The sequence below is a fragment of the Psychrobacter sp. PAMC 21119 genome (assembly GCF_000247495.1).
Classification (GTDB): Bacteria; Pseudomonadota; Gammaproteobacteria; order Pseudomonadales; family Moraxellaceae; genus Psychrobacter; species Psychrobacter glaciei.
The window spans coordinates 1-20,210 of record NZ_AHVZ01000005.1 but is presented as its reverse complement, the minus strand read 5'-3'; the positions used below and the strand labels follow the sequence as shown (position 1 = coordinate 20,210).

Here is a 20,210-nt window from a genome sequence, read left to right as displayed (position 1 = left end):
TGGTTTTAATAAATGACAGCATGAGCTGCTTTTGGGAGCAGTTGATGTCCTCAAAGCGATTCATATTACTGGAAATTTTCTCAGCAGTTCATTGATATAATATTGGTTATCCATTGCTTGTTATTGAAGTATAAGCAAATACATAGAATTTAAGTAAGCTCCAGATCTACTTCAAATTTCCCATAAACTGTACCTTGCTAATCAGCATCTCTGTTTTCAGCCAGTTTTTGAATATCACCTTTCTTTCATCTTCGTAAAAAGGGTAATAGGATAATAAATTATATGAAGAACTGTCCGCTACGGGAGGATGTACCAATGCTAAAAATTCATGTGAGATTTCTTTTTCCACCATAAATATTGAAACAATAGCTGTTCCTAAACCAGCTAAACATCCCTCAATACACAAATAGAAATGTTCTAACACCATGTGTTCGTACGATAAAATGTCACTACTCACTAACTTAGACTTGTTTATGTGTTGCCATAAATTTGGTCGAGAAGAAGTAAGTAAAAGCGTATTTGTCTGTTCGGTTCTAGTGTTGCGAACAGCAACTATGTATTCTTCAATAATTTTCTCATGAAATATATTCTTGTCCCATTCAAAATCGTTTCTGCGCAAAGCAATATCGATAGATTTCCCTTGAAAGTCTACGATTCCACCGCCCGTCAGTAACACAATTTCAAAGCCATAGTTTAGTGAGTTAAATTCAGCTAAACGCGGTATCAACCATTTCATAGAAATTGTAGGTTCGCAGGATAGTACCAATTGTTTCTTTTCATATTGCTGATTTTTTAAATCGACAAGGCAATCGTCTAATTTTGCAAAAACTTGCTGGCAGCAGGCGAAAAGTAAGCTGCCATTTGGGGTAAGTACAAGCTTCTTGTTCACTCTATCAAATAAAATAAGACCTAAAGCATCTTCTAGATTTTTAATCTGTTTGCTCACTGCGCTCTGTGTCACAAACAATTTTTGAGATGCTAACGTCACGCTACCATGCTGTGCAACGTAATAAAAAAACTTCAGCGAATTTAATGATATCTTTTCTATCATGCCAAAAACTCATAAATACTCATGTAAATAAATCAATTTTAGTTTACTAATAAATATAGGAAGATACAACTGAATTGAATAACTACACGAGGTAAGTGTGAAAAATACAGGAAATATAGCTAATAGAAGCATAGAGATAGACAAATGACAGAATTTTTAGCCGTTATTATGATTACTATTCTTGCTGTCATCAGTCCAGGCGCTGATTTTGCTATTGTGACCAAAAATAGCTACTTATATGGGCGCTCTATTGGTGTATTAACTTCTATTGGTATAGCGTTAGGAGTATTAGTACATGTCGCCTATACCTTATTGGCCGTTGCCATTGTAATGGAGTTTGCGCCCAATTTTTTGACTATCATAAAATATCTTGGTGCGTTTTATCTCATTTATATTGGGTATAAAACATTTATACAAAAACCTGTAAAGGACGTGGGTTCTTCTACCTGCATCAGTTCTGCACAAGCGTTACGATATGGTTTCTTTACGAACGCCCTGAATCCTAAGACTACATTGTTTGTTATTAGCACTTATACACAAATTGTTAGCGCTATCACCCCAAAATCCATTTTAATCGGTTACGGACTGTTCATGTCGGTAGCTCATTTCATATGGTTTGCTCTAGTGGCTTTATTGTTCTCTCAGCGTACTTTAAGAGAAAAAATGTTGAATAGACAAGTAGCAATCAATCGAGTGATTGGTTTCATATTAGCCTTATTAGGTATGTTCTTGCTCTTTACAAACTTAAACTAAGGATAGTCAAAATGAATAAAATAGCCTTTATCGATATGGAAGGTGTCTTAGTCCCAGAAATATGGAAATTTTTGGCTATACGCCTAGATATATCTGAGCTTAGCATCACAACAAGGGAAGTAGAGGATTATGAAAAACTGATGCTATATCGCATAGCTGTTCTAGAAAAATATCAGATCACGCTACCAAAAATACAAAGTATTATCGGGCAACTTAATCCAATTGAAGGAGCAAAAGAGTTTCTACAAGCATTAAAGATGAAAGGTTTTGAGATTAAAATCGTGTCAGACTGCTTTCATGAATTACTTGAAGGATTCTTGCAGCAGCTCGAAGTTCCAATGGATACCGTATATTGTCATCGTTTGCAGATTGATAGTGCAGGCTATGTTAATAAAGCACTATACAGTCGCCAACATGGTAAACATGAGATTATAGAAAAATATCCTTTATCATTGGGAAATAGTATAGCGATTGGCGACGCGTTTAATGATTTTACGATGCTAAGCGCAGCCACTCATGGATACTTATTCTCACCTTCAAAAGAAGTTGTAGAGAAAGCCTTACCTATGTTTAATATCGTAAATAGCTATCAGGAGATTATTGATTCTATTAAGGTGTGTCCTCAATCTGAACGAAAGAGCCTAAAAATGGCTAGATCTTGCCAAACTGCGTCAGACAGCTAGTCAAGATCTCGATATCATCTGAGCTACTTTCCTTGTTTGGCTGCAATTTATCTAATTTTAAGCCTTACAGTTTAAATGGTGACACGCCATAGTATTGACCGACTCTTATATATTTAAGCGTCAGTCTCCGTTTCACTATCTATATTGGCATCAATGTTAGCTTCAATATCGATCTGTGGTGCATCAACAGTCGTGACGACTCTAGATTCAACATACGGGCTGCTATATGCTGTGTCGATAGTGATTGGATAAATCTCTAAACGTTCCAATTCTGCTAATAAACCTTGGATAACTTCTTTTTTACGAGTGACAAATGTGGACGCAAAGCAGCGCCAGAATTTCCAGCCAGCACGCTCCAAAATACGCTGACGTTGCATATCGCTGTCCCATTTGTCAGGCCCATGATATCTATCACCGTCACATTCAATGGCTAGGCTGTTGTCGTTTTCACCTTCGACTACCATATCGATTCGGTAGGCACCTGCTTTAACCTGTGGAACCACTCGATAGCCTCTCTCCACCAGAAGATCAAAGACTTCCGTTTCAAAGGGAGACTCACATTTTTGACGCAAATCAGAGACTTCTTCTTCGTCTTGCATGAATGGTCCTTGAAAGTGTTTGATGAGTTCTGCTCGATAATGGTCAGCTTGGCTAAGCTCGTCTAGCTCAATACTACGTACTAAATACATTCTATCGCGCGCTCTTGAAGCAGCGACATTCATACGCTGGGCGAAAGTGTCTCTCGTTTGTGCATGAGCCGCTCCGGGTACTACTACCAATGACAAAAACATGATATCGCGCTCTTTACCTTGAAAGGTTCGGGCATCACCGCAAGCAATATCGAAAGCAGTCATTACCGCCTCATCTAGTTCTTTGTTGAGTATCTCCATAATGCTATGCGCTTGCTTATTACCTAGCAATGAGACAACACCGATGGTTTTACCTTTGTAGACTGGGTCAGAAACGATGAACTTGATTTCATCGACAATAAATCTGACTTCTGACGGGTTAATATCAGAGCCTTTTAACCGATAGCCATCGGTGATATAAATATCAATCAATGGAGGGTCTAAGCGCTCTGAAGGCTTGGCTTTACGCAAAGGTATCAGCTCATGGTTGTAAAACTCACGTTTTGAGAATTCAATGATAGGTGCCACACTACGGAAATGTTCTTTTAGCATGACGCTGCTATCGGCAAAAACGACTTTGAATAAGTCATATATTGAACGATCAGGTGACATCTGTGAGCGATAGACAGGGACTTGATTACTCAAGTATTGAGCCATCAAATTGCGAATTTTTTCGATATCGAGACCAACGCCTTCTGGTGACACTTGCTTATCGTCACCAACGATTAAAACCTTCTTTGCTCTCATGATTGCTGGCAACGCCGTTAAATCAGATTGAGATGCTTCATCGATGATAACCAAGTCAAAACTGCCAAACTCTGCTGGCAAGGATTCAGAAATACGATAATGCGGCATAATCCAACACGGGATAGCAGCACTTGCTCCCGCAGAGGCTTCGCGCGCTTCTCGGCGATAATAATGCGCGCCTTTACCTGTTCCTTTACCGATACGCATAATGGCAGAGCGGTATTTTTCTAAAGACGCTCTAACGTTTGGTGTCGCATTTTCTGCAACTTTTAGCCATGCTCTTTTGGTGATGGCTTCTTGATAGAGTCGTGCCAGATTTACTTCTAAATTGCCACGAGTTTTTGCCAGTTGAACTAACTCCTTGCGACCATCGATACTGTCGATAAAGCTTGTCAGTCTACCAATTCGCCAAATCTGCTGCCAGTTATCAGGCAGTAAGTCGTCAGGTTGCAAGTTATCTGATGCCAAGGTGTCTTGAGAATTATTATGAAGTTCAAAACGTAATTTTTTTGCCCAAAGTGGTGCACCGTTATCTTCAATGAGTTGGGTAACGTCAGCGACTGTCTGTAAGTCTGTTGCAAGGTTATTCACGCGTTGCAGCTCATTTAACAGCTCTTGATAGTCTGTTTGTAATTGTTCATCAGATAAATGCGGGTCACCAATATTTTGAGTGAAAAAGGCGATTATTTTTTCACTAATATTGCCTTCACCGTCAGCGAGGTTATTAAGTAATGTCTCTTTTAGTGTGAGACTTTCAGCCAGATTATGTCTCTTTAAATGTTGTTTAAGAACACTTTCAATCTCAGCCAAAATATCCGTGTCATACGATGCTGCAGAAATAACATCCCAATCTATGAATATAGTGCTTAACGCTTGCTTGATACTGTGCTGCAAGTTTTTACTAGCAATGATCTCATCATATAGATGAACGGCTGAATGTAACGCAGCCAGATTATTAGACGACACTTCAAATATTGGTAAGGACAGCTCATTTGATAAGGCATTCCAGCGAAGGATAAGCGCTTGAGCTTTTTTTCTAAACGCTATAAAGCTGGATATATATTGCCAGTCTTCTGTACTTGATGGTGCTGACGAGACTATCGTAATAGACTCAAGGCTTTTCTTTTCAGCAGACTTACCAAAAATACCAGCGAGACCAAATGGTTTTTTGCCTTCAGATAAATTTTTCACCGCGTCAACGAGCTCTGGATTTTTATCAAAATCATCAGTCATCGTAATAGGTTTGGTTAAATAAATAGTTCTCTCGTCAAAAAGCGCTTTGATTTCATCGTTTAGTATAGTGAGATGGCCGATAATATCTTGCTTAGTCTCATTAGCTAAATGCTGCTGAATATCTGTGGTCCAATTCTGACTAGCCGCTCCAATTTTTTGCAGTAAATCAATTAAACGAGATGTATTAGCAGTGGTTTCCTGAGCAATATCTAGCGTGCTAGCACTGTCATTGATTAAGCTTGGCAATTCTCCTTGTTGCTCAGCTGTTTGCGATTCATTGAGGTAACTTAAATCCTTATGAAGTTGCTTTATAACATTGGTAGGCGGTATGTCTGCAATAGCAGGAATCTTTTTATTAAAATAACTCAAGTCATTGCCGAGGTTTACTCTTGCGTCTTTTAGCGCTGTGATATCAGCATGAGTAAATCGAGGCTTAAAGTTCTCTTCTATACCCAACTTATCGGGAAAACTTTCGATAATCTGCCGGTTTTGAGCAACCTCAGTCGCGGCATCTATGGGCTTAATAGTTTCATTATCGATGGTGATATCATCAAGGTTTAACCGTGCCCAAGCCGTAATTTTATGATCAGTGCTGGCCAACTGTGCATGGATGGTATCGATTTGATTATCAAACATGAGGATGTCTTTTTTGTAGGCCTCGCGATTGATACTAGATACTTCGCTCGATATTTTTTTGATGGTATGTTCAAACTGCTTTAGACCTTCGTTTTCACTGGTCAGCAGGCTAACGGCGAGCGGGCGAATAGATTCAGGCAGTTGTCCTTGTAGTACCTTTAGCGCTGGGTCTTTCATCGACGTGACCAGTACCCGCTTGCCAAGTGCTAAGTAATGACAAATGACATTGGTAATAGTATGGGTTTTGCCTGTACCAGGTGGGCCTTGAACGACCACACCATCGTGAACATCCAACTGCTGTATGATTTGTACTTGTTCATCATTGAATGCTTTAGGGAAATATAGCTCAGCTGGCATGTCTGTATAATTTTCACTGCCGCTGACCATAGATAAACCACGATAAGCGGGTAGTATGATTTCTTTATTTTCTGTAGCAGGCTCGGTCAGCATTGCTATAAGCGCACTTGGTAAATGAAGGTCATCGCTATTTTCAAGCTGAATAGCGAACTTGTCTAAATCTTGCAAAAATATATTATTGCTTCTAGGACGCGCCATAATGACCCAAGTATCAGTGACGATTAGGTTGTTCTTCGCTTTAGGTATTTTTCGATCATCTGCACCAGTATGGTCTGGCTGATAAACGCCAGACGAGTCAAGCAAAGTAACGGCTGATTTTAAGATAGGCTCATAGCTACTTGGTAAAAAAGGACTTAATGACACATCCTCTGAATCATAAAACGCTTTGCTGTTTTTCAATAACTTGGCTAAACCTTGATTCTCATCCATGGAGAAAGGCTCAGTTTCAAGCGTAGGCACAGATAGGGTAGGCTTGATGAGTAACGCCATCGTTTTCTGATCTAAGGTGATTTCAACAGATTGTGTCAATAGGGGATACTTTATTTGTTTGCTACTTTGCTCATTGTCAGTGCTTTTTCGTAGGGCAATACCAACACCCCATACTAGCTCTAGCTGTGCATCAGCGAGATTGCCCTGAAGCTGTTGATTCAGCATGAATAGGCTGGAATACAGAGCAATACTTTGGCGAACGAGTTTCTCTTTTGCTAGCCAAGGTTGCCAAATATCTTTGAGGTACGTATTGAATTCATCTCGTACAGCGTCCCTTGCAGGAAAATCTCTTAAATAAATATTTGCCTGTAATGGTTCATCTAACTCTAATGTCTCATCCTGATGGTTATCCTCGACTTCAAATGGTGTGAATGCTTCTTCATGAGCGATAGCACCATCGTCTATTAAATTTTGTACATTGATTTTTTCTTGCAATAAAGGCTGATCGCCGCATTTTATTGGAAATATTAACCAATTTGCTAACAGTGAGCTGCTAGGTTTAGGTGCTGAGTTTTCACGTAAACGTTCTAGACGTAGCCAAACCTCTTCAGAGCTACCATCTATGATATTTAGGCTGATACCAGGCAGATTTAATACTTGCTCTTCTGTACAAGTGAAGTCACTGTGCTTCGTAAAGTCTTGAGTAGGCGCTTTTTTCATCAAAGCACACTGTTTAATGAATTCAATTTGAGAGGCCAATCTTTGTGCGTAAATACTCATTTATTAAATCTTCCAAATCATCAAAAATATTAGCGATTACTTCACTGAAAACACAAAGACCAAACTATAGCACAGAAATTAATGTCACTACTTAGAAGGTATTCATAGAAAAGTTGTCCAAAAAGATAGTTAAAAAGTTGATTAAAGTTGATTAAGGAAAGTGACGAGCCGGTGTGGTAATGATAGATTAATAATAGATGCAATTTCCACTGACTAAACTTTCTAAGCAACTTGCTACTCATGACTTTAAAGATGCCTTAATTCATTAGATATATTTTCGTATAACCCGTCAATGACCACTTAATTGCCACATTATTCCATTTAAAAATACTTATCTAGCGAATATATAACTAAAAGTATTAGATAACAAAAAAGTCCGTCAGATAAGGGTTTAAAATTTGTTCTAATGCGTTACTATTACCACCTAATTCTGTTAGACCCTCATATTTGATACTCTGTATTAACACCCTAAGAAAAGGATAGGTTATGCGCTATGAAGTGATCGTTATCGGTGCAGGTATGGTTGGCACCTCAGTTGCGTGGCATCTACAAAAAAATAGTTCACAAGTACTGATGTTAGATAAGAAATTACCAGGTTCAGAGACCTCGTATGGTAATGCTGGATTGATTCAGCGTGAAGCCATTCATACCCATCCTTTTCCTCGTCAATTGACTGAAATGATCAGAGTATTACCGAACCAAGGTACTGACATTCGCTATCGCATACCAGCGATTCTGCGTTACCATCAAGCGCTATTACAGTACTGGAAATATTCTGTACCTGCGACTGTCAAACAAATCGAATCAGAGTGGCAGACGCTGATCGCGCATTGTACCAGTGAGCATCAGACAATGATTTCAGCATCTGGTGCTGACGAGCTTATCACGCGTGATGGCTGGTTACAGTTGCATCGTTCTGAAGAGACGTTTAAAGAAGCACAAGCGTCAGCCATTGATGCTCGCAACCAAGGTGTTGAACATAATGTCCTAAACCTTGAAGAGCTAAAAGCAATGGAACCTAGCGCCAATTTTGAAGGTTTCGTTGGGGCGATTCATTGGAAAAACTCTTGGCAAGTATCGAACCCAAGCTCGCTGGTCAAAGCGTATGCGAAAAATTTCCAAGAGATGGGCGGCACGATCAAAGAAAGCGATGTCAAAGAAATCGTACAAGACGGCGAAGGTTGGAAAGTTATCACTGATAACGATACGTATTATAGTGATAAATTGGTCATCGCCGCGGGTCCTTGGTCGAACGACTTGATTAAACCGCTTGGTTATAATCTGCCATTGTTCCCAATGCGTGGTTATCATCAGCATTTCAAAGTGACGGAAAAAAACACCATCAATCACAGCATGTTCGATATGGACAAAGGCTTTGTGATGGGTCCAATGCAGCAAGGTATCCGTATCACGACTGGTGCTGAGATGACCACTATGGATGCGCCAAAGAATTTTGGCCAATTAAAAACCGTATTGAAGCTAGCTCGCAAAATCTTACCATTAGAAGACGCGGTAGAATCTGAAGCTTGGGCAGGATCACGTCCTTGTATGCCAGATATGAAGCCAGTTATTGGTCCTGCGGATAAGCATGACAAATTATGGTTTGCGTTTGGTCACAGTCATCAAGGTTTTACTTTAGGGCCTATGACAGGGCGTCTCGTTGAAGAGATGATTCATGACAAGCCATTATTGGTAGATGTTGCGCCATTTAGCGCCCAGCGTTTTTCGAAATAAAAGTGCATTTGATAGATTTAGCACAGACTTAAATCAATAATTTGAAGGGATATAAAATGATCAAAAAACTACACAGCACTCAACGCATGAGCAGAATTGTCGTCCACAACCAGACCGTATATTTATGTGGTCAAGTGGGCAATACAGAAGACGATATCAAAGCACAAACTTTGACGTGTTTAGAAAAGATCCAAACGCTGCTAGAAGAAGTCGGTAGCGATAAATCAAAATTACTATCAGTGACGGTTTGGATCAAAGACATGGCAGATTTTGCTGCTATGAATGAAGTCTATGATAAATGGTTTGAAGGCATTCAGCCTCCAGCCCGTGCTTGTGGCGAGTCAGCACTAGCACGTCCTGAGCTATTAGTTGAGATGATCGCTATCGCTGCTGAGTAGTAGACTGAACGTAATATTTGTATTAAACGAAAAGGACATGATAGCGATATCATGTCCTTTTTTATGTTGTGCTCAATATATGCACAGGCTTTAATGCTATGGTCGATAACCAGCATCCAAGACTATAGTCAATCCACTATAGTCAGTGAAAAGTAATATCGATACATCACGCAATGCTGATATCAATTTTTTTGCTTGCTTGCTTGCTTGCTTGCTGTGCCTGTGCAGGCAGAAGCTACAAAAAATTAATATCAGCAGTATCGCAGCGTTTTTGGGGTATTTTGACTATATAAAAGAGTGATAGTATTAACCTCGCTTGAAGTAATTACATCTACACTCGGTCGCCTTGTATTTCTTTTAAATTGAATGGACTGCATGCTTAACTATTCAGGGTTAATAAAAAACCCAAGCCTACAATTAGGCTTGGGTTTAATGTCTAATGATCTTTAAGCCTGCCATAAAGCATAATTGCTATGCTTTAAGTGTTTAAAAAGACTTATTTAGCGACTTTATCATCTTGGTTCAATTGTACGTATTTATCAAAGTTTTGTGCATAATCGGTTAAGTTGTCGCTTAGCATTTGGCGATACTGTTTGACGTAGAACTCAACGATATCGTCTTTTTCTTTGGCAAAATCATCACCCTTTACAAAGCCAATAGAAGCAACTGACGCGCTATAACGTGCGGCAGCATACAACAAAGACGCGCCTACTTGACCTGAATGAGCATCAGAACCCAACTGACTGTTGGCGATACCAATGATGGCATCGGCACGTTGATAAAACGCCTGCATTTCAGGGGTGATTTCAACGCTAGCATCAACATTGTTGTCTTGAATGTTGCTGTCTTGAGTGTTGCTGTCTTGAATATTGTCTTGAGACATAAGCGATTCCTAATAAGTATCGGTAATTTTGGATTTATAGAGACGGTCTGTTTGTAAGAGACTAAGGGACATAACGTGGTATTTTTACAAGCCTGCGTCTGCTTTTAAGATTTCAGCTTTGTCCGTTTTTTCCCACGTAAAGGCAGTTTCAGAGCCAGGACGACCAAAATGCCCAAACGTCGCAGTCTGCTGATACATAGGTTGCAATAAGTTCAGCATACGGGTAATGCCATAAGGGCGCAGATCAAAATGGGTACGAATCAGGCGAATGATCTCGTCATGGCTGATGTTGCTGGTACCAAAGGTGTTGACCGAGATAGATGTCGGTTCAGCGACCCCAATGGCATAGCTCACTTGCACTTCACAGCGGTCAGCCAGCCCAGCAGCGACGATGTTTTTGGCAACATAACGCACAGCATAAGCAGCGCTGCGATCTACTTTTGAAGGGTCTTTGCCACTAAAGGCACCGCCGCCATGACGTGCCATGCCGCCATAAGTATCAACGATGATTTTACGACCCGTCAATCCAGCGTCACCAACCGGCCCACCAATGACAAATTTGCCCGTGGGATTGATGTGGTAGCGTGTGCCAGCATGCAGTAGGTCTGCTGGCAATACTTGCTTGATGATAGATTCCATAATCGCTTCTTGCAAATCTGCTTGCGAGATACTGGGATCATGCTGGGTCGATAGGACGACAGCATCGATAGCAACGGGACGAGTGCCATCATATTTTAGGGTAACTTGCGCCTTGGCATCGGGACGCAACCATGGCAGATCGCCAGCGCGGCGTAGCTCAGACTGACGCTCCATCAAGCGATGAGCATATTCAATAGCGGCTGGCATCAATACTTCAGTCTCGTTGCTGGCGTAGCCAAACATCAAGCCTTGATCGCCTGCACCTTGCTCTTCAGGATCGCTACGATCGACACCTTGGGCAATTTCTGGAGATTGCTTACCCAGCATGTTAATAACCGCACACGTCTCGCCATCAAAACCCAAGTCAGAATGATGATAACCGATACCGTTGACAGTATCACGCACGATACGTTCGACGTCGATATTTGCCGTTGTGGTCACTTCACCAGCCAATATCACGGCACCTGTTTTAACCAAGGTTTCGCAGGCAACGCGGGCATGGAGATCTTCACGTAAGATGGCATCAAGAATAGCATCTGAGATTTGGTCAGCCATTTTATCAGGATGGCCTTCGCTCACAGATTCTGAGGTAAATAAGTTGTATTCACGCATAGTTGGATCGCTTAATGGCAAGGACTGTAATCTATAAACTCAGTCAGGATTAAATGTTAACGGAAAAATAAGGCAAAATTGAATCAAAAAATTATGACATTTTACCGTGAATCGAGTTAAAACTCTAGCGATGGATAGTATTATGAAGTAACTGGGCATGGATTGGATTAACCATGGTAAAAGTCATCAATATCGCTATTTTCTTGCCAGCGATATTCAGTATAGTTAGCGATCTGACGAGCCGTCTCTATGTCATGTCTGTCAGCGATAAAGCCAAGCGCCATATCCATGCCAGCACTAACCCCTGAAGAAGTATAAAACTTGCCATCGATGACCCAGCGCGCTTGCTCTACCCAATCAACTTTATCAGACTGCGTTATTACCCATTGCCATGAGAGCTTATTAGACGTTGCACGCTTACCATCCAAAACACCAGCTTTAGCCAATAATGCACTACCCGTACAAACGCTAAGCGCCCAATCAGCGTGTTCAACCAGTGTGGTAAGCGCCTGCAAAAACGGTCTATGATTGATCTGCTGGCGAGTACCCATTCCGCCAACCATCAATACAATATCAGTCTGATACGCCAATTCTGTGACAGCGACCGTTTGCATCGCAACGCCATGTTTACTGTGAATGATACCACCACTCAGCGAGGCAAATTGCAGACGATAATGCTCAGGCAAGCAGCCAAACATCTCGATAGGTCCAAACAGATCCAAGGTCTCAAAATCGTCAAATAGTAGGGCGGTTAGCGTATGCATTGGGCTTCCTCAATTCTAAATAAAGAGTGCTTGTAATTCTGAAAGCTGTAATTCTGAAAGCTACAGTCCTTAAAACTATAATCCTTAAAACTACAATTCCAAAAACTTGGCTTTGTCCTTAAACATACATTCGTCATAGACAGGACAAGCACCGCATTTGGGTGTACGAGCTTGGCAGGTATAGCGGCCATGCAAAATCAGATAATGATGCGCATCTACGATAAAGTCGTCTGGGATACGTTCGACCAGCTTTTTTTCAACGATTAACACGTTTTTGCCCGTGGCAAGGCCAGTACGATTGCCCACGCGAAAGATATGCGTATCGACTGCCATAGTTGGCTGCCCAAAAGCAGTATTTAAGACCACATTGGCGGTTTTGCGTCCAACGCCAGCGAGCGATTCTAAGTCCTTACGATTATCAGGGACGGTACTATCAAACTTCTCAATCAAATCTTGGCAGGTTTTAATGACGTTTTTAGCTTTGGCATTATATAAGCCAATATTTTTTATATAGGACTTTAAACCCTCTTCACCCAATGCCAAGATTGCTTCAGGGGTATTCGCCACTGGATATAATTTCTGGGTGGCAATATTGACACTCACATCCGTCGCTTGCGCAGATAAGATGACTGCAATCAATAGCTCAAAATTACTTTTATAATGTAATTCCGTCACTGGCTCATCAATCGTCGCTGCCAACTTTTCAAAGAATGGACGGACGTCACGATTGGGCATGCGCCGCGATGGTGGGGTATCGGCAGTTTTGTGCTTGACGGTTTTACTCATGGTATTTTTACCATTAATTAGTCTAGGGTCTGTTGAACATTTTTAACGTGAAGCCACTATATAACGCACGTATTTATAAAATGGTCATAGCTGCGCAAGTTCGGCTTGCAATGCGTCAAGATCCGTTTGTTTGCTCTCATTTGGACGAGCACTTAATTGTTTTTCTAGCTTTTTGATTTTACTGCGTAGCTTGGCTGCTGCAATGGTGTTTTTTGCTTGTGCTTCGCTGATATTCAGCGATTGACTGGCGGCATTATTCAGCTTTGCTTCTACCATGCTGACCACCGGTCTACTATTGCTGCTATCAGCAAGCTGCTCGGTGACGCGTCTAAGATGAGTATGATAGCGCTGCCTTAAGTCTTCTTGTTCTGCCTCGCGCTCAGAGATAGACAGCTCGCGCTCAATCGTGACCAAATCAATGCAATCAACTGGGCAAGGTGCGATACAAAGCTCACAGCCCGTGCACAAGTCCGTAAAGATAGTGTGCATGTGCTTGCCAGTACCAACGATAGCATCGACGGGGCAGGCGGGTATACATTTAGTACAGCCGATACAGTCATCTTCACGGATGACGGCGCGTACCTCGGTCGGTCGCGTCGATGTGGCGTCTATCGGCCACTGAGATGGCGCGGCTTTGAAGGTTGTTTCATCACTGTCAAGAGTCACGATTTGCGCAATAGCATCGGTAACAGGTTGACCGCCCGGCACACATTTATTATACGGCTCGTTATCTACTACAATAGCGGTAGCATAAGGCAGGCAACCGTCTGGATGTTCACACAGACCGCACTGCGTCTGCGGCAGACAGGCATCAATAAGGGCAATTTTTGCTTGCATATCAGCAGGCAATGTTTCGATATTCAAGGTATCGAACAGTATGGGTAGATTGATTAGACGAATATTACTACTGCTTTGCATTTAATTAAAAACCTTAACATCGGTCATCAAGACTGGCGTTATTAACATGGATAGAGACATTAAAGTGAGGCGCTTGTATTATAGTAGATAACCAATCTACTATAGTGCGATGCCTTGTTCATGGGCAATCTGGGCGATCAGCTCGTAGGCAATGCTGCCCTTAAACGGTATTTTGGGCAGATTAGAGAGGTCAAAAAAATCGGCGTGTGACAGCTCATCTTCTTGTATTACAATATCGCCAGCCGCATAAGAAGCGCGAAAGCCAAGCATTAAATTAGAAGGAAATGGCCATGGCTGACTGCTGACATAGCGAATATCTGATAGGCTAATATTCACCTCTTCTGCTACTTCTCGCACTACCGCATGCTCTAGACTTTCACCCACTTCTACAAAACCTGCAATCAAGCCGTACATTAGGGGGCGCTTTTGTTCTCCATAGCGGTGATGATGGGCGAGCAGAATTTGCATTTCACCGGTTTGAGGGTTCGGTCGAGTGATAGCCGTGATGACGCAAGGCTGGACACGGGGGTATTGGCGTAATCGGCATACTGGACAGACCATGGCGCGCTCATCTGCTGTGGCATGAACGACTGGGGATGCGCAGCGACTACAAAACTGCGTATCTGTCTGCCAGCGTAACAGCTGTATGGCTTGGCTAATCTGAGCTGATAAGGCGGCAGGTAACTGCGTGATAAGCTGTCGATACGGCACAAAAGCGTTCCCGCTGCCCTCTGCAATAATAGGCAATGCGATATCATGCGCTACTGCATAATCATACGTGATGGCATTGGCTGCTTGCGCAGTGAAAGTGGCAGCGTCCTCGGTAGTTCTAGAATTAGACTCAGTCGCAACCAAACTCTCTGTACCATCATTGATACTATCATTAGCCTCAGACTGCCAGTGACTTGGTGCTAGGCTTTCGAGTAGTGCTACGTTGCCTATCTGATAGGTAGGCTGTAGCTCTTTGTCACTGTTACTGTCACTGTTATTTTTACTGATATTGAACGGTGGTAGTTGGATGTGCAATGGCCACCAGCCATTGATCGTTTGATGGCAGAGTAAGGTATCATCACTAAATACAAAAGCGCGAGTCATAAGCAGGTTTCCAAACGGTCTAAATCAAGTACGTAGCAAATGAGATACGAACTTGTTTAAAATAAAAGTTTTAAATCACTCGTCAGCACAGATACCGCTAAAATCATTAAGCGGCAAGTAATTGGCTTAAGCTTCTTTGACCGACATTAAGCGCTTGTTTACTCACTGGACGGTTGTGCTCAAAACCATCTAAATGATGATCAACAGCCATAATAACGTCAGCGATATAAGCTAAGGTGCTGTCATCGATGCGATTGCCACTTTCGATACGTTGCTGTATATAGTTGGCCAATTGACTCAGCATACTGGCCGGTGTTAGCAGTTGTAAAAAGCGTACCGCGCCTGCTACTTGACGTAGCATTTCAGGTATGTTTTGAATGTTGAGCATATCGCGCTCAGGCTCAGATAAGTAATCGTTAATCGCTTGCTCGGCACTAGCAATGGCAGTACGACTTTCTTGTATTAAAGTATCATAAGCTGTATTGAGCTGATGCAACGAGATATGGGGGTTATTGAGTGGCAAGTAGATCGCCCCTGGGGTATGCATCTCAGCCATGGCGATAGTAGCGTTTTCAGCATGCATTAATGCCAATAGTAGATAATCAAAATCTTCAGGTGAGGGTGTGCGCCATTTGCTTACTGCATCTGCTGCTGCATTCAGGCTGGTCGCCGCATTTGACAGTCCCAACAAGCGTAATGCTGAACCCAGTACCGTCAACTGCTCGATAATTTGTGCTGTTTGCATATCAGCAGGATTGAGTGAATCACCGCGTGCATAGCTATCGACATCTTCTTTAATCGTATTGATTTGCGTTTGAATAATAGCGTTCAACGTATCCGTTAGCGCACGATTAGGACCGAATAAAAAGCGCTTCATTTGCTCGCGCTGTGGGCCTTCTAATTGATTGGACGCATATTGTTCACGCAGCAGTTTTGCTGCTTCGTTATCGCGCTGACAAGCAAAACTGACTAAATCAGCAAAACGCGTGTCCATGATGGGTAGATAGCTTTGGAACTGCTGCTCTAGATAAATGAGCGTATGCTTCTGGCTGAGGTTAAGTGGCAAAATGGTCGCAAGATCAGTGACCGCAGCAGTAGCGGCTTGCCAGAATAGACTGTTGCTATGAGCGGCTATCAACGCACATGCAGCACTCATGGCATCTAGATTTTGTTGAGCATCTTGGCTCACTACGCCATCTTGATTGAGCAGTGCAATCCCAAGACCACTACGATAGGCATAGGTCAGCAGCTCACTGTCGAGGTTAAGCTCGTGCAAGGGCTGAAAGTTTTTTTCAGGGTTGGCAATAATGACACTGCTACTACCAAATGTCGCAAAATAGTCTGCTTCGATAGGCGCGAGCTGTCCATGAGCATTAAGCTTATTAATGATAGGTAATAGCAAAGTTGGCTCTACTGACTCAGTCAATAGCACAAATTCCACATAACGATCCAGAGTCATGATGGCTTCTGACAGATCCATAATCAACGCAGTATCGTTATTATCACCACTGTTATAAAGGCGCTGTAAGCCATTGACGATGGCGGTATTTAACACTTCTGCACCAACCAAAGAAATCAATTCAAAAATACAAGACAGCTGCTTTAGCACAGTAATAGAGTCTAATAATAAAGGAGATTGACTATTGTCATCGTTAAATTCGCTCAGATGAATCTCAGTGTCTTTAAGGGTGACGATAATTTCATCATGCAACAGATGTAGCGATGGCAGGTTAAAGTCAGTAACACTAAGCGTTGGGGCAGTTAATTTCATTTGTGTAGACTGGTTCATAGTTATTTTTCCATAACGTACTGATGAAAATAGCGATCATTTAGACGATGATTTAACAGGCGTTTATGAGTAACCGATAACGCTCATGATGATAATCAAAACTATACAGTATCCAAATGTCAGTATAAAAGGTTATTTTAATCACATGCTATATGTTGGCTTTTAATTCAGAATATTCTTCGGCTAACTCGCTATACCAACTCTGATTGGCCGTCTCATCAGTGGGTGATGCTAGTAATAAAGAGGCCAAATTGGCAAAGTGAGCATGCGCTGTCTGTCCACCGTCTGCTTGAGAGTCTTCTTCGATAGCGAGGGTGACTTGTCCACCAGTCATCGCCAGATAGACTTCGGCTAAAATCTCGGAGTCCAATAATGCTCCATGGAATGTACGGTCTTGTTTACCGACATCTAAGCGGCGCACGAGGGCATCTAGGGTGTTTTTTTGCCCTGGATATTGTTGCTTGGCCATGACTAGCGAGTCAGTGACTTTTACCCGTTGTGCAAAGTCATTCATCCCAACTTTAGCAAACTCCATATTTAAGAAGTTCATATCAAAGGTGGCATTATGAGCGATGATTTCGGCACCATCCATAAAGTCGTACAAGGACTGAGCAACTTGATCAAAGGTCGGTTTATCAGCCAAAAACGCTTCTGAGATACCATGAATACGAATAACTTCCTCATCCATACCGCGCTGCGGATTGATATAGACGTGTAGCTTTTCACCGGTAAATTTACGCCCAACCATCTCAACGATACCGACTTCGACGATACGATCGCCTTTTAGGGCATCAAGTCCTGTGGTCTCGGTATCCATAATCAGCTGACGATCAGATTGGTGACGGTTTACTGGCTTGGGTAGCAATGGCTTAAAATATGGATTGGCACGGCTGGTGTCACCGTCAAATTTTGGCTCATCAGTCGGCGTATCTGGATTGTCATTATTCATTATGGTGTCAGTCGTCATCGTCTGGGCTTCTGGCATGTCTGTGGTACTCATTGGTTTGCTAGCATTGTCATGGCTTTGTTCGTCTAATAGAGGGTTGTCGAATGCTTCATCATCGAGGGCCTCATAATCGAGCACTTCTTCGTCAAGCTCGTCATCCATATCAAGACCTAACGGATCATATTTTAGCCAGTCATCATTATTAGAGGCGCTTTGATTAGAGGTGTTTTGCGATTCATTAGGCATTATTGGCTCTTTTTTTTTAGCCATTTCTTGCGCATCTCTTGTCGATAAACCTTCACTGCTGGACGTCACGCCTAAGTTTGCCAGCTCGTCCGCTTTTTCATTACCTGCATGTCCAGCGTGACCCTTCACCCAATGCCAGTCAACGTCGCGCTGTTGGCATAACGCGTCTAATTGTTGCCAAAGGTCTTGATTGGCAACGGGTTTTTTACTGGCTGTTTTCCAGCCTCGTTTTTTCCAGCCTTCAATCCATTCAGTAATGCCTTTTTTGACATAGCTGGAGTCTGTCCAAATCTCGAGATTGTGCTCATGCGGGCTATGGGTCAATGCTTGTATCGCACCCATTAACTCCATGCGATTATTGGTGGTTTCTTTCGTGCCGCCATATAAATCCTGCGTGTGCCCATCACTAAATATCAAGTGTGCGCCCCAACCACCAGCACCCGGATTGCCTTTACAGGCGCCATCAGTGTAGGCCACCGTGGTATTTGTTTTGGCGGCCAACGGATCAATCGCGTGGTCTTTATGGCTATGTGGCGTAGAAGTGCGATTGTCTGACATAAAAAATGTATGACCTAATAAGTGATTAACGTAGAATAGAATTAAGCGGTTTTTCGAGCGCCATCAAAACAGTGGTGGCGCATCATTCAAATGCGTTTGAGTATAACAAATCTATCGTTGATATGGGCAATCGTAATGCACAAAATCGCAAAACCACATATCATAATAGTACGCCTTCCGTTTTCTGTTAAAATAGGCAGAATTGTTATAAGGAAACGAGCCCCTGACGGCATGAGTATCAGACTACTAACATCCTAAAGTAGCGTGAATAGTCATTTAAAGGGCAGTTTCAGTGGCTACTTTTTCCTCATAACTCACGAACGGCACTGATTAACGACAGCTTTCTTCTTATCTTCCTAAAAGTTTTAATGCACGAATGCAGGATAACCCTATTATGTCCTTACGCTCAAACGTTTTTTATAAAAGATTGACGCTGTTGATGGTCAGTATCACTGCGAGTAGCGCGTTACTGTTGAGCGCTTGCAATGATACTAGCACCCAAGCCGATACCGACGTAGTTGAAGCGGCAGCAGATCTGTCTGTCTTTGAAGGCTGCTATACGGTCAGTCATGATGAGCCTGCGCAAATAAAAGTCAGTCAGCAGGGTGGCACATGGATGATGCAAATGAAAGAGCCGGCAAGTAGCGGGCGCGTCTGGGATGACGCCGAGCCGTTAGAAGTGCTCGAAAGTAGCGAGATACCCACGTTTTTCTCTATAGATCCTGATAATGTTGACGCTGTCATTGGCCGTCCCGATAGAGTGCTGGTACTGGCTCATGTGAAGCCTGTCTATGCCAATATCGATCCGCTACTGGACAGTGAGTATTTGTCGTATATTTATCGCGGTGCCAATACTATCTATCGCGTAGAGTGTGATGACGTTAATACTGATATTTTAGCCAATCCGCATGCCAATATTATTATTGATAATGTCGGTACAGGCAGCTAAGCATAGGTCATCGATTATAAACAATCTTTTGTTATAAGCAGTCTATTCTTATAAGTAGTCTTTTCTCATAAGTAGTTAAGTCATTAGAGTCAGGTAATATGAATTTTTTTAGTTATGTGGTGTTGGGTGGATTTTCTTATGCGGCTGGTTGGGCGATAAGAACCTATGTATTAAACAAAAAACCTGAACCTGAGCAGCCTTACAATCTTAAGCATCCAGCTATCTTGGCGTATTTGGGCGGGTTCTTTATTGTTATGCTGATTGTCTCATGGCTCATCGGTCGCTACGTGCTTGGACATACCGCTATCGATTTCCCGTTCATCATTATAAACAGCCTCGTTGCGACCTTTGTGTATTCATTCGGTCTTAATCCCGAAAAAGCCCGTTATGATGTGCCGGATTGATAAAATTTTGAAAAAGTAAAATAGATAAAAATGTCGTTAATCTAGGGCGTGTTCTCATTTTAAAAATGGTCATAAAAATGAGATAAATTGCAGTCAAACGAGGAAAATAGCGCAAATAATATCGTGATATTAATCAGCTATTTGACGATGTTTGACAAAATTTAGCCATTTTTAGCCCATTTAGATACAAT

16 protein-coding genes are annotated in these 20,210 nt (G+C 42.1%); 6 read left to right on the top strand and 10 right to left on the bottom strand.

What is annotated here, in order from left to right; genetic code table 11:
* Positions 1–166: 166 nt before the first annotated feature.
* Positions 167–1,051, bottom strand: a complete 885-nt coding sequence (locus RH96_RS00965; RefSeq protein ID WP_010196172.1) for a LysR family transcriptional regulator — start codon at positions 1,049–1,051, stop codon at positions 167–169.
* A gap of 144 nt (positions 1,052–1,195) precedes the next feature.
* Here RH96_RS00965 and RH96_RS00960 point away from each other — a divergent pair, with 144 nt between their 5' ends.
* Together RH96_RS00960 and thrH are read left to right on the top strand one after the other, a co-directional pair.
* On the top strand, positions 1,196–1,804 hold the full coding sequence (locus tag RH96_RS00960) for a LysE family translocator (protein ID WP_010196169.1): 609 nt from the start codon (positions 1,196–1,198) through the stop codon (positions 1,802–1,804).
* 11 nt (positions 1,805–1,815) lie between these two features.
* A complete protein-coding gene (gene thrH, locus RH96_RS00955; protein WP_010196166.1) occupies positions 1,816–2,487 on the top strand; it encodes a bifunctional phosphoserine phosphatase/homoserine phosphotransferase ThrH in 672 nt (223 codons plus the stop codon).
* A 113-nt stretch (positions 2,488–2,600) separates the two neighbouring features.
* On the opposite strand, the gene RH96_RS00950 is transcribed toward thrH, so the two are convergent.
* Entirely contained in the window at positions 2,601–7,298 is a 4,698-nt protein-coding gene (locus RH96_RS00950) for an AAA domain-containing protein (RefSeq protein WP_010196164.1), read from the bottom strand.
* A 486-nt stretch (positions 7,299–7,784) separates the two neighbouring features.
* Between RH96_RS00950 and RH96_RS00945 the strand changes: the two genes are divergently transcribed.
* The gene (locus RH96_RS00945; protein ID WP_010196161.1) at positions 7,785–9,032 is read left to right on the top strand and encodes an NAD(P)/FAD-dependent oxidoreductase; all 1,248 of its coding nucleotides are present in this window, start codon (positions 7,785–7,787) and stop codon (positions 9,030–9,032) included.
* Between the two features lie 59 nt (positions 9,033–9,091).
* Positions 9,092–9,430, top strand: a complete 339-nt coding sequence (locus RH96_RS00940) for a RidA family protein (RefSeq protein WP_026037053.1) — start codon at positions 9,092–9,094, stop codon at positions 9,428–9,430.
* A gap of 496 nt (positions 9,431–9,926) precedes the next feature.
* On the opposite strand, the gene RH96_RS00935 is transcribed toward RH96_RS00940, so the two are convergent.
* The 8 genes from RH96_RS00935 to dnaQ form a co-directional block, all read right to left on the bottom strand.
* Complete coding sequence (locus RH96_RS00935; protein WP_010196153.1) at positions 9,927–10,313, bottom strand: DUF3144 domain-containing protein; 387 nt, start codon at positions 10,311–10,313, stop codon at positions 9,927–9,929.
* Between the two features lie 84 nt (positions 10,314–10,397).
* Positions 10,398–11,564 carry a methionine adenosyltransferase gene (gene metK, locus RH96_RS00930; protein WP_010196152.1) on the bottom strand — a complete coding sequence of 389 codons (1,167 nt, stop codon included), beginning with the start codon at positions 11,562–11,564 and terminating at the stop codon, positions 10,398–10,400.
* A gap of 167 nt (positions 11,565–11,731) precedes the next feature.
* The gene (locus tag RH96_RS00925) at positions 11,732–12,328 is read right to left on the bottom strand and encodes a DJ-1/PfpI family protein (RefSeq protein ID WP_010196150.1); all 597 of its coding nucleotides are present in this window, start codon (positions 12,326–12,328) and stop codon (positions 11,732–11,734) included.
* A 90-nt stretch (positions 12,329–12,418) separates the two neighbouring features.
* Entirely contained in the window at positions 12,419–13,114 is a 696-nt protein-coding gene (gene nth / locus RH96_RS00920; RefSeq protein WP_010196146.1) for an endonuclease III, read from the bottom strand.
* 84 nt (positions 13,115–13,198) lie between these two features.
* Entirely contained in the window at positions 13,199–14,032 is an 834-nt protein-coding gene (locus RH96_RS00915; protein ID WP_010196144.1) for an RnfABCDGE type electron transport complex subunit B, read from the bottom strand.
* Between the two features lie 99 nt (positions 14,033–14,131).
* Positions 14,132–15,127, bottom strand: a complete 996-nt coding sequence (gene nudC / locus RH96_RS00910; protein ID WP_010196142.1) for an NAD(+) diphosphatase — start codon at positions 15,125–15,127, stop codon at positions 14,132–14,134.
* 106 nt (positions 15,128–15,233) lie between these two features.
* Complete coding sequence (locus tag RH96_RS00905; protein ID WP_010196139.1) at positions 15,234–16,916, bottom strand: hypothetical protein; 1,683 nt, start codon at positions 16,914–16,916, stop codon at positions 15,234–15,236.
* A gap of 148 nt (positions 16,917–17,064) precedes the next feature.
* Positions 17,065–18,666 (bottom strand): DNA polymerase III subunit epsilon, encoded by a 1,602-nt coding sequence (gene dnaQ / locus RH96_RS00900; RefSeq protein ID WP_010196136.1) that lies wholly within the window; start codon positions 18,664–18,666, stop codon positions 17,065–17,067.
* Between the two features lie 394 nt (positions 18,667–19,060).
* On the opposite strand from dnaQ, the gene RH96_RS00895 reads away from it, so the two are divergent.
* Complete coding sequence (locus RH96_RS00895; protein WP_010196135.1) at positions 19,061–19,615, top strand: hypothetical protein; 555 nt, start codon at positions 19,061–19,063, stop codon at positions 19,613–19,615.
* A 98-nt stretch (positions 19,616–19,713) separates the two neighbouring features.
* Positions 19,714–20,019, top strand: a complete 306-nt coding sequence (locus RH96_RS00890) for a hypothetical protein (RefSeq protein ID WP_010196130.1) — start codon at positions 19,714–19,716, stop codon at positions 20,017–20,019.
* Positions 20,020–20,210 lie beyond the last annotated feature (191 nt).